Source organism: Enterobacter sp. BNK-22, assembly GCF_048684805.1.
Lineage (GTDB): Bacteria > Pseudomonadota > Gammaproteobacteria > Enterobacterales > Enterobacteriaceae > Enterobacter > Enterobacter quasiroggenkampii.
The window spans coordinates 2,648,406-2,661,975 of sequence record NZ_JBLQTT010000001.1 but is presented as its reverse complement, the minus strand read 5'-3'; the positions used below and the strand labels follow the sequence as shown (position 1 = coordinate 2,661,975).

Annotated in this window: 10 protein-coding genes, 2 tRNA genes and 3 rRNA genes; 9 read left to right on the top strand and 6 right to left on the bottom strand. The window is 53.7% G+C overall.

What is annotated here, in order from left to right:
- The first annotated feature begins 45 nt into the window (after positions 1-45).
- Genes ACMGGE_RS12635 through nlpE form a run of 3 tightly spaced genes read left to right on the top strand, consistent with a single transcriptional unit; the run spans position 46 to position 1,743 of the window.
- Positions 46-591 carry a YaeQ family protein gene (locus tag ACMGGE_RS12635; protein ID WP_021240481.1) on the top strand — a complete coding sequence of 182 codons (546 nt, stop codon included), beginning with the start codon at positions 46-48 and terminating at the stop codon, positions 589-591.
- The gene (gene arfB, locus ACMGGE_RS12630; protein WP_028018285.1) at positions 588-1,010 is read left to right on the top strand and encodes an alternative ribosome rescue aminoacyl-tRNA hydrolase ArfB; all 423 of its coding nucleotides are present in this window, start codon (positions 588-590) and stop codon (positions 1,008-1,010) included. Before ACMGGE_RS12635 ends, arfB begins: the two co-directional genes overlap by 4 nt.
- A gap of 34 nt (positions 1,011-1,044) precedes the next feature.
- Entirely contained in the window at positions 1,045-1,743 is a 699-nt protein-coding gene (gene nlpE, locus ACMGGE_RS12625) for an envelope stress response activation lipoprotein NlpE (protein WP_262767155.1), read from the top strand.
- Between the two features lie 48 nt (positions 1,744-1,791).
- On the opposite strand, the gene proS is transcribed toward nlpE, so the two are convergent.
- The 6 genes from proS to metN all read right to left on the bottom strand — a co-directional run bounded on the left by proS (position 1,792) and on the right by metN (position 7,371).
- Entirely contained in the window at positions 1,792-3,510 is a 1,719-nt protein-coding gene (gene proS, locus ACMGGE_RS12620) for a proline--tRNA ligase (protein WP_111963984.1), read from the bottom strand.
- 112 nt (positions 3,511-3,622) lie between these two features.
- The gene (gene tsaA / locus ACMGGE_RS12615) at positions 3,623-4,330 is read right to left on the bottom strand and encodes a tRNA (N6-threonylcarbamoyladenosine(37)-N6)-methyltransferase TrmO (protein WP_063620854.1); all 708 of its coding nucleotides are present in this window, start codon (positions 4,328-4,330) and stop codon (positions 3,623-3,625) included.
- A complete protein-coding gene (gene rcsF, locus ACMGGE_RS12610; RefSeq protein ID WP_008501883.1) occupies positions 4,327-4,731 on the bottom strand; it encodes an Rcs stress response system protein RcsF in 405 nt (134 codons plus the stop codon). Before rcsF ends, tsaA begins: the two co-directional genes overlap by 4 nt.
- Positions 4,732-4,837: 106 nt before the next feature.
- Entirely contained in the window at positions 4,838-5,653 is an 816-nt protein-coding gene (metQ, locus tag ACMGGE_RS12605; RefSeq protein WP_420293820.1) for a methionine ABC transporter substrate-binding lipoprotein MetQ, read from the bottom strand.
- Positions 5,654-5,693: 40 nt separating this feature from the next.
- Complete coding sequence (locus tag ACMGGE_RS12600; RefSeq protein WP_003856130.1) at positions 5,694-6,347, bottom strand: methionine ABC transporter permease MetI; 654 nt, start codon at positions 6,345-6,347, stop codon at positions 5,694-5,696.
- On the bottom strand, positions 6,340-7,371 hold the full coding sequence (gene metN, locus ACMGGE_RS12595; RefSeq protein WP_023310475.1) for a methionine ABC transporter ATP-binding protein MetN: 1,032 nt from the start codon (positions 7,369-7,371) through the stop codon (positions 6,340-6,342). The genes ACMGGE_RS12600 and metN overlap by 8 nt, the downstream gene beginning before the upstream one ends.
- 188 nt (positions 7,372-7,559) lie before the next feature.
- Here metN and gmhB point away from each other — a divergent pair, with 188 nt between their 5' ends.
- The 6 genes from gmhB (at position 7,560) to rrf (ending at position 13,566) form a co-directional block, all read left to right on the top strand.
- Positions 7,560-8,126 (top strand): D-glycero-beta-D-manno-heptose 1,7-bisphosphate 7-phosphatase, encoded by a 567-nt coding sequence (gmhB, locus tag ACMGGE_RS12590; protein WP_045907848.1) that lies wholly within the window; start codon positions 7,560-7,562, stop codon positions 8,124-8,126.
- Positions 8,127-8,495: 369 nt separating this feature from the next.
- Positions 8,496-10,037: ribosomal RNA gene (locus tag ACMGGE_RS12585) — 16S ribosomal RNA — on the top strand.
- Between the two features lie 69 nt (positions 10,038-10,106).
- A tRNA-Ile gene (locus ACMGGE_RS12580) sits at positions 10,107-10,183 on the top strand.
- Between the two features lie 43 nt (positions 10,184-10,226).
- A tRNA-Ala gene (locus ACMGGE_RS12575) sits at positions 10,227-10,302 on the top strand.
- A 171-nt stretch (positions 10,303-10,473) separates the two neighbouring features.
- Positions 10,474-13,378, top strand: a 23S ribosomal RNA gene (locus ACMGGE_RS12570).
- A gap of 72 nt (positions 13,379-13,450) precedes the next feature.
- Positions 13,451-13,566, top strand: a 5S ribosomal RNA gene (rrf, locus tag ACMGGE_RS12565).
- The 16S, 23S and 5S rRNA genes sit together here with 2 tRNA genes alongside, the layout of an rRNA operon.
- Positions 13,567-13,570: the final 4 nt, after the last annotated feature.

The window sequence follows — 13,570 nt, the reverse complement described above, 5'->3', positions numbered from 1 at the left end:
GCGGTTTTCGCTACAATGAGCGCCTGATTCGAATGGAGTTCTCTCATGGCGCTGAAAGCGACAATCTATAAAGCAGTGGTCAATGTGGCCGATCTTGATCGCAACCAGTTCCTGGACGCCTCGCTGACGCTGGCACGCCACCCCTCCGAAACCCAGGAGCGCATGATGCTGCGCCTGCTGGCGTGGATTAAATACGCTGACGAGCGTCTGCAGTTTACCCGTGGGTTAAGCGCAGAAGACGAGCCTGAAGCCTGGCTGCGCAACGATCATCTGGGTATCGATTTGTGGATCGAACTCGGACTGCCGGACGAGCGCAGAATTAAGAAGGCCTGCACCCAGTCCGCTGAAGTGGCCTTATTCGCGTATAATCAGCGTGCTGCAGAGATTTGGTGGCAGCAAAACAAGAGCAAGTGCGGGCAGTTTAAAAATCTCACCGTCTGGTATCTGGATGATGAGCAACTGGCGCAGCTGAGCGACTTTGCCAGCCGGACCATGGTGTTGCAGGCGACGATTCAGGACGGTGCAATCTGGCTTTCTGATTCTCAGAATAATCTGGAAATTCATTTAACGGCGTGGCAACCGGCCTCATGATCGTCTTGTCCCGAAACGTCAGCATTCCGGACAACGAGCTGGAGATCACCGCCATCCGTGCTCAGGGGGCCGGTGGGCAGCACGTTAACAAGGCCTCAACGGCTATCCATTTGCGTTTTGACATTCGGGCCTCAAGCCTGCCAGAGTATTATAAAGAAAGTCTGCTTGCTGCCAGCCATCACCTCATCACCAGCGATGGCGTGATGGTGATCAAAGCCCAGGAATACCGCAGCCAGGAGCTCAACCGGGAAGCGGCCATCGCCAGGCTGGTGGCGGTCATCAAAGAATTAACGGCAGTACAAAAAAGCCGCCGGGCAACGCGGCCAACCCGCGCATCGAAAGAGCGTCGGCTGTCCTCGAAGGCCCAAAAATCCACAGTGAAAGCATTACGCGGTAAAGTTCGTCGCCCGACAGAGTGACGAAAGGGAACACAAATTTCATAAGGAATTCATTGTGAAAAAAGCATTATGGTCAGCGCTGGCAGTGAGTACGCTGTTTGCGCTTTTCGGGTGTAACAACCGTTCAGAAACGCAGGTTTTGCAACCCACGCAAACGGAAGAATTAAAACCAATGCAGCAGAGCTGGCGCGGCGTATTGCCTTGCGCGGACTGTGAAGGCATTGAAACGTCCCTGTTCCTGCAAAAAGACGGCACCTGGGTGATGAACCAGCGCTATCAGGGCGGGAAAGCGCCTTCTTCTTTTGCGACTTATGGAACATGGGCGCGTACAGCGGAGAAGCTTGTCCTCACCGATACCTCCGGCGAGAAAACCTGGTTCCGCCCTAAAGGTGACAGCATGGAGATGCTCGACCGCGAAGGTAATCCTATTGAATCCCAGTTCAACTACACGCTGGCGCCGGTGAAAGCGGCTCTGCCCGCGACGCCGATGGCAATGCGCGGGATGTACTTCTATATGGCGGATGCGGCGATCTTTACCGACTGCGCAACCGGCAAGAAGGTCAGCGTGGCAAACAATGCCCAGCTTGAGCGTGATTACGCTGTGGCGCGCGGCAATGACAGCAAGCCGATATTGCTGACGGTGGACGGTCACTTTACGCTGGAGCCAAACCCGGATAGCGGAGAGATGGTGAAAACGCTGGTGGCGGACAAAGACGCGAAATTTATTGCGGGCAAAGACTGTAACAGCAAATAAGCTGACGTAGCGCCATTAAAAAACCCCGCCTGAGCGGGGTTTTTTTGTTTAGCCTTTGATGGCTTTCACCAGGTAATCAAGAATGTCGCCGGTCTTGATCATCTGTTTTTCGCCACTACGACGGTATTTGTATTCAATCTCGTCGCTATCGAGGTTACGGTCGCCGATCACGACGGTGTGTGGGATACCGATCAGTTCCATATCGGCAAACATCACGCCCGGACGCTCTTTACGGTCATCCATCAGCACTTCGATACCCTGCGCACGCAGCTCGGCATACAGCTTCTCGGCCAGCTCCTGCACGCGGTAAGACTTGTGCATGTTCATTGGCAGAATAGCGACCTGGAACGGTGCGATGTTGTCCGGCCAGACGATGCCGCGCTCGTCGTAGTTCTGCTCAATCGCCGCAGCTACCACGCGCGTTACCCCGATACCGTAGCAACCCATGGTCAGGATCTGGTTACGGCCATCTTCACCCTGAACGGCGGCGTTCAGCGCGCGCGAGTATTTATCGCCCAGCTGGAAGATGTGACCCACTTCGATACCGCGCTTGATCATCAGGGTACCCTGACCGTCCGGGCTTGGGTCGCCTGCGACCACGTTACGGATGTCAGCCACTTCCGGCGTCGCCACGTCGCGATCCCAGTTGATGCCGAAGTAGTGTTTACCGTCGATGTTCGCACCAGCGGAGAAGTCGCTCATCGCGGCTACCGTGCGGTCAATAACAACGGGCACCGGCAGATTGACTGGACCCAGTGAACCTGGCCCAGCATTGACCACGGCGCGGATTTCCGCTTCAGTGGCGAACGTCAGCGGGCTGGCGACCTGCGGCAGCTTCTCGGCCTTCACTTCGTTCAGCTCGTGATCGCCACGCACCAGCAGGGCAACCAGCGGGTAAGCGCTCCCTTCGGTGGATTTCACCAGCAGGGTCTTAACGGTTTTTTCGATCGGCAGATTGAACTGCTCAACCAGCTCGGCAATGGTTTTCGCGTTTGGCGTATCAACCAGCGTCATCTCTTGCGTTGCCGCAGCACGCGGTTCTTTTGGTGCCAGCGCTTCTGCAAATTCGATGTTCGCCGCGTAATCAGAGGAGTCAGAGAAGATCACATCGTCTTCACCGCTCTGCGCCAGAACCTGGAACTCATGGGATGCGCTACCGCCGATGGAGCCGGTATCAGCCTGCACCGCGCGGAAATCCAGACCCATGCGGGAGAAGATTTTGCTGTATGCCGCGTACATTGCGTCGTACGTCTCTTGCAGGGATTCCTGAGAGGTATGGAAAGAGTAGGCATCTTTCATCAGGAATTCGCGAGAGCGCATAACGCCGAAACGTGGGCGAACTTCGTCACGGAACTTGGTCTGGATCTGGAAAAAGTTCAGCGGCAGCTGTTTGTAAGAGCTCAGCTCATTACGAATCAGGTCGGTAATGACTTCTTCATGCGTTGGGCCGAGAACAAACGGACGCTCGCCGCGATCGACGAAGCGCAGCAGTTCAGGGCCATATTGTTCCCAACGGCCACTCTCCTGCCACAGGTCAGCGGGCTGAACCACAGGCATGGACACCTCGATAGCACCGGCGTTGTTCATCTCTTCACGCACGATGTTTTCGACTTTTTTCAGGACGCGCACGCCGGTCGGCAGCCAGGTGTATAACCCGGAGGCCAGCTTGCGGATCATCCCGGCGCGCAGCATCAGCTGATGGCTGATCACTTCGGCGTCGGCAGGCGTCTCCTTCAGAGTGGAGAGCAGATATTGGCTAGTACGCATGTTGTTACGGTTCCATTTCGACGATTGGAACAGGCTGAAACACCAGCCTGACACAAAAAAAGTGGTTTAGTTTACCAGTGTGGCAAAGATGCCAAAAGAGAGGAGAACAAAATTACCTGGGTTCCAGGGCAAACACTTCAAAACCTGCCCCGGTGACGCGCCAGCGAACGTTAAAATCCAGCAGCCAGACGGCGTACGTTTTTCCTGCTTCCTCTTCTTTACGGTAGGCCGGTCGCGGGTCCTGTGCCAGCACTTCGGTGATGAAATCCCGTAAGCGAGGATAGCGTTTCTCCAGTTGACCGAGCTGCGAGGCGAGCTCAGGGGTAAAATACACCGGCATATCCGCCTGTGGTGCGTCCTGGGCATAGCTTGCACGCGCGTCCGGAAGGGCTTCGGCGAAGGGTAAATAGGGTTTGATGTCGATCACCGGCGTGCCGTCGACCAGGTCCAGGCTACCTAACTCAAGTATCACCTGATCTTTCTGGCAGCGTATGCCTTTCAGTTCAACCAGCGACATGCCAACCGGGTTTGGACGAAAGGTCGAGCGCGTCGCAAACACCCCCATTCTCGCATTGCCGCCAAGACGAGGAGGACGCACGGTAGGACGCCAGCCGCCTTCCATCGTCTGGTGAAACACGAACACCACCCACAGATGGCTGAACGCCTCGAGCCCGCGTACCGCATCGGCCTGATTGTAAGGCGCAATCAGGTGAAGCTCACCGCGTCCGCTGGTGACAAGGCCGGGCTGGCGGGGGACGGCGAACTTCTCTTTATAAGGAGAGTGGATAACGCCTATCTGCTCGAACTGAAATGCACTCATTTCGCCGTGATATTCAGCGCAGAACCGATGCACACCGCCTGACGGTAGCAGCCCGGCGTGCCGCTGGTGACTTCACAGCTGTGCAGCAGGACCGCGTTAGCTTTCATTTTTGCGGCATTAATCTGCATGCGTTTACGCGCAGTCGGAATATTCGGTGGTGAGTCCTGATTAGTCGCCTGACAGGATTCGCCGCTCACTTCGCCCAGTTCACGGAACGGTTTACCGACGAGTTCGTCCGCTTTCGTGATAATGCGAACCGGCGCAGGGCGAACCACTTTCGGTTTCGCAGGCTCGGTCTTTGGCGGGGTTGCCGTGCTTTGAACAGGTTCAACGGGAGATCTGCTTAGCATAGAACAGCCGCTCAGCATGAGTGCTAAAAGACAGATCGGTAAAGCACGCATAATATTTCCTCAATGGATAATCAAAACGTCAGATATTGAATCAGTTGACTGCACAAATGACAAGACGGGCATAAGCCCGTCCTGATGATATTACACTGAGGTGAGATTACCAGCCTTTAACAGCGCCGCCGTTAAACACTTTGTTGGCTTCCTGGTAAACTTCGTCTGACTGATAGGCCTGAACGAATTTCTTCACGTTTTCCGCGTCCTTGTTGTCTTCGCGAGTCACGATCAGGTTAACGTACGGGGAGTCTTTATCTTCAACGAAGATACCGTCTTTGGCTGGCGTCAGGCCAATCTGGCTGGCGTACGTGGTGTTGATAACGGCCAGAGCAATCTGCGCATCGTCCAGAGAACGTGGCAGCTGCGGTGCTTCCAGTTCAACGATTTTCAGATTTTTCGGGTTCTCGGTGACGTCCAGAACGGTTGGCAGCAGGCCAACACCGTCTTTCAGTTTGATCAGGCCCACTTTCTGCAGCAGCAGCAGGGAACGACCAAGGTTAGTTGGGTCGTTAGGCACGGCAACCTGAGAGCCCGGCTGCAGTTCGTCCAGTGATTTAATTTTCTTAGAGTAACCGGCAATCGGATAAACGAAGGTGTTACCGACACCCACCAGTTTATAGCCGCGATCTTTGATCTGCTGGTCCAGGTATGGCTTATGCTGGAAGGCGTTCGCGTCGATATCGCCTTTGCTCAGCGCTTCGTTCGGCAGAACGTAATCGTTGAAGGTCACCAGCTCCACGTCCAGGCCATACTTCTCTTTTGCCACTTTCTGAGCAACTTCCGCAACCTGCTGTTCTGCACCTACGATAACGCCCACTTTAATGTGGTTTGGATCCTTTTCGTCCTGACCGCAACCCACCAGTGCCAGAGAGCCGATCAGCGCGCCTACTGCTGCGAAGGTCTTTAATTTTAACGCCATGTTTTATCCTTAACTCGTAGAGTTTGTGTTGTGTGTAACGTTATTTATGCGTAACAGCCCGGACGATGCGATCGCCAGAGAACTGGATTAAGTAAACCAGAACAACCAGCAATACCAGAACGGTATTCATCACGGTCGCGTTATATCCAATATAGCCGTACTGGTAACCAATCTGACCTAAACCGCCCGCGCCTACGGCACCGCCCATCGCCGAATAACCGACCAGGGTGATAAGCGTAATGGTTGCCGCATTCACCAGCCCTGGCAGTGCCTCCGGCAGCAGAACCTTGCGGACGATCTGCATCGGCGTGGCACCCATCGCACGGGAAGCTTCGATCAAACCGGTTGGGATTTCCAGCAGGGCGTTTTCCACCATACGGGCGATAAACGGCGCAGCGCCAACGGTCAGCGGAACGATCGCCGCCTGCAGACCGATAGACGTTCCGACGATCACGCGGGTAAACGGAATCATCCACACCAGTAAAATAATGAACGGGATAGAACGGAAGATGTTCACCAGCGCAGAGAGCGTACGGTACAGCTTCGCGTTCTCAATGATTTGACCCGGACGCGTCACGTACAGCAACACGCCGACCGGCAGGCCAATCACAAAACCAAAGAAGCCAGAGACAAAGGTCATTGCCAGCGTTTCCCAAACGCCGCGAACCAGCAGCCACATCATCGGCTCAGACATAACCCAGTACCTCTACTTTTACGTGATGTTCTTGCAGCCAGGCAATGGCTGCCTGGGTTTCTTCTTGTGTGCCGTGCATTTCTGTCAGCATGATGCCGAACTTGACGCCACCGGCGTAATCCATCTGCGCGCTGATGATGTTGTTGTTCACGTTAAAGCGACGTGCGGTTTCGGAAAGCAGGGGAGCATCAACGGACTGACCGGTGAACTCCATGCGCAGCATCGGGACGCTGTCAGCAGCGGGTTCGGTTTTCAAACGCTCCAGATAGTCTTCCGGAATATCCAGATGCAGCGTGGACTGGATGAACTGCTGCGCCAGCGGGGTTTTCGGATGCGAGAACACTTCACTTACCGTGTCCTGCTCGATCAGTTCACCGTTGCTGATGACCGCCACGCAGTCACAGATGCGTTTCACCACGTCCATCTCGTGCGTAATAAGGAGGATCGTCAGGCCCAGGCGACGATTAATGTCCTTCAGCAGTTCCAGAATCGAACGCGTGGTTGCCGGATCCAGTGCGCTGGTGGCTTCATCGCACAGCAGTACCTTAGGATTGCTTGCCAGCGCGCGGGCAATGGCCACACGTTGTTTTTGCCCACCTGACAGATTTGCCGGGTAGCTATCATGTTTGTCGCCCAGACCCACGAGGTCGAGCAGCTCGGTGACGCGACGCTTCACTTCTTCTTTCGGCGTGTTATCCAGCTCAAGCGGTAAGGCAACGTTGCCGAACACGGTGCGGGAGGCCAGCAGGTTAAAGTGCTGGAAAATCATGCCAATCTGACGACGCGCTTTGGTGAGTTCTTTCTCTGAAAGGGCGGTAAGTTCCTGGCCGCCAACTTCTACGCTGCCCTGGGTTGGGCGCTCAAGCAGGTTAACACAACGGATCAGCGTGCTTTTACCTGCACCCGATGCGCCAATGACGCCATAAATTTGACCAGCAGGAACATGCAGGCTGACGTTGTTCAGCGCCTGAATGGTTCGGTTCCCCTGCTGGAACACTTTGGTGATATTGGAAAGTTTAATCATTAGATTATTTTTATCGTATGTAAGTTAGCCGTGGCATTTTCTTCTGCCAGATACGGGTGATGACCGTAAACAAAACGGATGTTAAGGCATCCAGACGTCTAAATCAATCCAACTCTGTACGATGAGCACTTTATTGCGCTGCGATTCATGAGATACTAGTCGAACATGCCTTTTTCAGGAGCAAACCGGTGGCAAAATCAGTACCCGCAATTTTCCTCGATCGTGACGGCACTATTAATGTGGATCACGGTTATGTCCATGAGATTGATGAGTTCGAGTTTATCGAGGGCGTAATAGATGCCATGCGCCAGCTGAAAGAGATGGGTTATGCGCTGGTGGTGGTGACGAACCAGTCCGGTATTGCACGCGGTAAATTTACCGAAGCGCAGTTTGAGACGCTGACGGAATGGATGGACTGGTCACTGGCCGACCGCGGTGTGGATCTCGATGGCATCTACTATTGTCCGCATCACCCACAGGGAACCGTAGAAGAATATCGTCAGACCTGTGATTGCCGTAAGCCGCATCCGGGAATGTTCATCTCTGCGCAGGAGTTCCTGCACATTGATATGGCGGCTTCTTATATGGTGGGCGATAAACTGGAAGATATGCAGGCAGCTGCAGCAGCGGGTGTAGGGACCAAAATATTAGTGCGCACCGGCAAGCCTGTGACGCCAGAAGCTGAGAATGCGGCGGATTGGGTAATTAATAGTCTGGCCGAGCTGCCAAAAGAGATTAAAAAGCACCAAAAATAGCCTTTCTGGCGAAAAGATGAGCGGTTGAAATAAAAATGCATTTTTCCGCTTGTCATTCCTCGGCGGCCCCCTATAATGCGCCTCCATCGACACGGCGGATGTGAATCACTTCACAAACACCGCGGTCGGTTGAAGAGAAAAAATCCTGAAATAACGGGTTGACTCTGAAAGAGGAAAGCGTAATATACGCCACCTCGCAACGGTGAGCGAAAGCCGCGTTGCACTGCTCTTTAACAATTTATCAGACAATCTGTGTGGGCACTCAAAGTGACATGGATTCTTAACGTCCTCGGACGAAAAATGAATACTCAAGTCTCTGAGTGAACATACGTAATTCATTACGAAGTTTAATTCACGAGCATCAAACTTAAATTGAAGAGTTTGATCATGGCTCAGATTGAACGCTGGCGGCAGGCCTAACACATGCAAGTCGAGCGGCAGCGGAAAGTAGCTTGCTACTTTGCCGGCGAGCGGCGGACGGGTGAGTAATGTCTGGGAAACTGCCTGATGGAGGGGGATAACTACTGGAAACGGTAGCTAATACCGCATAACGTCGCAAGACCAAAGAGGGGGACCTTCGGGCCTCTTGCCATCAGATGTGCCCAGATGGGATTAGCTAGTAGGTGGGGTAACGGCTCACCTAGGCGACGATCCCTAGCTGGTCTGAGAGGATGACCAGCCACACTGGAACTGAGACACGGTCCAGACTCCTACGGGAGGCAGCAGTGGGGAATATTGCACAATGGGCGCAAGCCTGATGCAGCCATGCCGCGTGTATGAAGAAGGCCTTCGGGTTGTAAAGTACTTTCAGCGGGGAGGAAGGTGTTGAGGTTAATAACCTCAGCAATTGACGTTACCCGCAGAAGAAGCACCGGCTAACTCCGTGCCAGCAGCCGCGGTAATACGGAGGGTGCAAGCGTTAATCGGAATTACTGGGCGTAAAGCGCACGCAGGCGGTCTGTCAAGTCGGATGTGAAATCCCCGGGCTCAACCTGGGAACTGCATTCGAAACTGGCAGGCTAGAGTCTTGTAGAGGGGGGTAGAATTCCAGGTGTAGCGGTGAAATGCGTAGAGATCTGGAGGAATACCGGTGGCGAAGGCGGCCCCCTGGACAAAGACTGACGCTCAGGTGCGAAAGCGTGGGGAGCAAACAGGATTAGATACCCTGGTAGTCCACGCCGTAAACGATGTCGACTTGGAGGTTGTGCCCTTGAGGCGTGGCTTCCGGAGCTAACGCGTTAAGTCGACCGCCTGGGGAGTACGGCCGCAAGGTTAAAACTCAAATGAATTGACGGGGGCCCGCACAAGCGGTGGAGCATGTGGTTTAATTCGATGCAACGCGAAGAACCTTACCTACTCTTGACATCCAGAGAACTTTCCAGAGATGGATTGGTGCCTTCGGGAACTCTGAGACAGGTGCTGCATGGCTGTCGTCAGCTCGTGTTGTGAAATGTTGGGTTAAGTCCCGCAACGAGCGCAACCCTTATCCTTTGTTGCCAGCGGTCCGGCCGGGAACTCAAAGGAGACTGCCAGTGATAAACTGGAGGAAGGTGGGGATGACGTCAAGTCATCATGGCCCTTACGAGTAGGGCTACACACGTGCTACAATGGCGCATACAAAGAGAAGCGACCTCGCGAGAGCAAGCGGACCTCATAAAGTGCGTCGTAGTCCGGATTGGAGTCTGCAACTCGACTCCATGAAGTCGGAATCGCTAGTAATCGTAGATCAGAATGCTACGGTGAATACGTTCCCGGGCCTTGTACACACCGCCCGTCACACCATGGGAGTGGGTTGCAAAAGAAGTAGGTAGCTTAACCTTCGGGAGGGCGCTTACCACTTTGTGATTCATGACTGGGGTGAAGTCGTAACAAGGTAACCGTAGGGGAACCTGCGGTTGGATCACCTCCTTACCTTAAAGAACCTGCCTTTGCAGTGCTCACACAGATTGTCTGATGAAAAACAGCAGTAAAAATCTCTGCAGGCTTGTAGCTCAGGTGGTTAGAGCGCACCCCTGATAAGGGTGAGGTCGGTGGTTCAAGTCCACTCAGGCCTACCAAACTCCTTTTAAAGGATGAGCGGTACAGAGATTGCAAAACGATGGGGCTATAGCTCAGCTGGGAGAGCGCCTGCTTTGCACGCAGGAGGTCTGCGGTTCGATCCCGCATAGCTCCACCATCTTTTACTGCGAACCCAAGAAAACTTCAGAGTGAACCTGAAAAGGTGCACTGCGAAGTTTTGCTCTTTAAAAATCTGGATCAAGCTGAAAATTGAAACGACACATCTTTAAGGTGTGTTCGAGTCTCTCAAATTTTCGCAATCATGAAGTGAAACATCTTCGGGTTGTGAGGTTAAGCGACTAAGCGTACACGGTGGATGCCCTGGCAGTCAGAGGCGATGAAGGACGTGCTAATCTGCGAAAAGCGCCGGCGAGGTGATATGAACCTTTGACCCGGCGATGTCCGAATGGGGAAACCCAGTGCAATTCGTTGCACTATCGTTAACTGAATACATAGGTTAACGAGGCGAACCGGGGGAACTGAAACATCTAAGTACCCCGAGGAAAAGAAATCAACCGAGATTCCCCCAGTAGCGGCGAGCGAACGGGGAGCAGCCCAGAGTCTGAATCAGCTTGTGTGTTAGTGGAAGCGTCTGGAAAGTCGCACGGTACAGGGTGACAGTCCCGTACACGAAAATGCACAGGTTGTGAACTCGAAGAGTAGGGCGGGACACGTGGTATCCTGTCTGAATATGGGGGGACCATCCTCCAAGGCTAAATACTCCTGACTGACCGATAGTGAACCAGTACCGTGAGGGAAAGGCGAAAAGAACCCCGGCGAGGGGAGTGAAAAAGAACCTGAAACCGTGTACGTACAAGCAGTGGGAGCACCTTCGTGGTGTGACTGCGTACCTTTTGTATAATGGGTCAGCGACTTATATTCTGTAGCAAGGTTAACCGTATAGGGGAGCCGAAGGGAAACCGAGTCTTAACTGGGCGTTAAGTTGCAGGGTATAGACCCGAAACCCGGTGATCTAGCCATGGGCAGGTTGAAGGTTGGGTAACACTAACTGGAGGACCGAACCGACTAATGTTGAAAAATTAGCGGATGACTTGTGGCTGGGGGTGAAAGGCCAATCAAACCGGGAGATAGCTGGTTCTCCCCGAAAGCTATTTAGGTAGCGCCTCGTGAATTCATCTTCGGGGGTAGAGCACTGTTTCGGCTAGGGGGCCATCCCGGCTTACCAACCCGATGCAAACTACGAATACCGAAGAATGTTATCACGGGAGACACACGGCGGGTGCTAACGTCCGTCGTGAAGAGGGAAACAACCCAGACCGCCAGCTAAGGTCCCAAAGTCATGGTTAAGTGGGAAACGATGTGGGAAGGCACAGACAGCCAGGATGTTGGCTTAGAAGCAGCCATCATTTAAAGAAAGCGTAATAGCTCACTGGTCGAGTCGGCCTGCGCGGAAGATGTAACGGGGCTAAACCATGCACCGAAGCTGCGGCAGCGACGCTTATGCGTTGTTGGGTAGGGGAGCGTTCTGTAAGCCGTTGAAGGTGTGCTGTGAGGCATGCTGGAGGTATCAGAAGTGCGAATGCTGACATAAGTAACGATAAAGCGGGTGAAAAGCCCGCTCGCCGGAAGACCAAGGGTTCCTGTCCAACGTTAATCGGGGCAGGGTGAGTCGACCCCTAAGGCGAGGCCGAAAGGCGTAGTCGATGGGAAACAGGTTAATATTCCTGTACTTGGTGTTACTGCGAAGGGGGGACGGAGAAGGCTATGTTAGCCGGGCGACGGTTGTCCCGGTTTAAGCATGTAGGCGGAGGTTCCAGGTAAATCCGGTACCTTTTAACGCTGAGGTGTGATGACGAGGCACTACGGTGCTGAAGTAACAAATGCCCTGCTTCCAGGAAAAGCCTCTAAGCATCAGGTAACATCAAATCGTACCCCAAACCGACACAGGTGGTCAGGTAGAGAATACCAAGGCGCTTGAGAGAACTCGGGTGAAGGAACTAGGCAAAATGGTGCCGTAACTTCGGGAGAAGGCACGCTGATATGTAGGTGAAGCCCCTGCGGGTGGAGCTGAAATCAGTCGAAGATACCAGCTGGCTGCAACTGTTTATTAAAAACACAGCACTGTGCAAACACGAAAGTGGACGTATACGGTGTGACGCCTGCCCGGTGCCGGAAGGTTAATTGATGGGGTTAGCGGCAACGCGAAGCTCTTGATCGAAGCCCCGGTAAACGGCGGCCGTAACTATAACGGTCCTAAGGTAGCGAAATTCCTTGTCGGGTAAGTTCCGACCTGCACGAATGGCGTAATGATGGCCAGGCTGTCTCCACCCGAGACTCAGTGAAATTGAACTCGCTGTGAAGATGCAGTGTACCCGCGGCAAGACGGAAAGACCCCGTGAACCTTTACTATAGCTTGACACTGAACACTGGTCCTTGATGTGTAGGATAGGTGGGAGGCTTTGAAGTGTGGACGCCAGTCTGCATGGAGCCGTCCTTGAAATACCACCCTTTAATGGCTGGTGTTCTAACGTAGACCCGTGATCCGGGTTGCGGACAGTGTCTGGTGGGTAGTTTGACTGGGGCGGTCTCCTCCCAAAGAGTAACGGAGGAGCACGAAGGTTAGCTAATCCTGGTCGGACATCAGGAGGTTAGTGCAATGGCATAAGCTAGCTTGACTGCGAGAGTGACGGCTCGAGCAGGTGCGAAAGCAGGTCATAGTGATCCGGTGGTTCTGAATGGAAGGGCCATCGCTCAACGGATAAAAGGTACTCCGGGGATAACAGGCTGATACCGCCCAAGAGTTCATATCGACGGCGGTGTTTGGCACCTCGATGTCGGCTCATCACATCCTGGGGCTGAAGTAGGTCCCAAGGGTATGGCTGTTCGCCATTTAAAGTGGTACGCGAGCTGGGTTTAGAACGTCGTGAGACAGTTCGGTCCCTATCTGCCGTGGGCGCTGGAGAATTGAGGGGGGCTGCTCCTAGTACGAGAGGACCGGAGTGGACGCATCACTGGTGTTCGGGTTGTCATGCCAATGGCACTGCCCGGTAGCTAAATGCGGAAAAGATAAGTGCTGAAAGCATCTAAGCACGAAACTTGCCCCGAGATGAGTTCTCCCTGACTCCTTGAGAGTCCTGAAGGAACGTTGAAGACGACGACGTTGATAGGTCGGGTGTGTAAGCGCAGCGATGCGTTGAGCTAACCGATACTAATGAACCGTGAGGCTTAACCTTACAACGCCGAAGATGTTTCGGCGAAGAGACGCACAATCAAAATTCAGCCTTGATACAGATGAACAGAATTTGCCTGGCGGCTTTAGCGCGGTGGTCCCACCTGACCCCATGCCGAACTCAGAAGTGAAACGCCGTAGCGCCGATGGTAGTGTGGGGTCTCCCCATGTGAGAGTAGGGAACTGCCAGGCATCA

Excerpts from the sequence above, each read along its gene's own strand:
- ACMGGE_RS12635 (WP_021240481.1), top strand. The coding sequence starts at position 46 with ATGGCGCTGAAAGCGACAATCTATAAAGCAGTGGTCAATGTGGCCGAT.
- arfB (WP_028018285.1), top strand. The coding sequence starts at position 588 with ATGATCGTCTTGTCCCGAAACGTCAGCATTCCGGACAACGAGCTGGAG.
- proS (WP_111963984.1), bottom strand. The coding sequence starts at position 3,510 with ATGCGTACTAGCCAATATCTGCTCTCCACTCTGAAGGAGACGCCTGCC.
- tsaA (WP_063620854.1), bottom strand. The coding sequence starts at position 4,330 with ATGAGTGCATTTCAGTTCGAGCAGATAGGCGTTATCCACTCTCCTTAT.
- rcsF (WP_008501883.1), bottom strand. The coding sequence starts at position 4,731 with ATGCGTGCTTTACCGATCTGTCTTTTAGCACTCATGCTGAGCGGCTGT.
- metQ (WP_420293820.1), bottom strand. The coding sequence starts at position 5,653 with ATGGCGTTAAAATTAAAGACCTTCGCAGCAGTAGGCGCGCTGATCGGC.
- ACMGGE_RS12600 (WP_003856130.1), bottom strand. The coding sequence starts at position 6,347 with ATGTCTGAGCCGATGATGTGGCTGCTGGTTCGCGGCGTTTGGGAAACG.
- metN (WP_023310475.1), bottom strand. The coding sequence starts at position 7,371 with ATGATTAAACTTTCCAATATCACCAAAGTGTTCCAGCAGGGGAACCGA.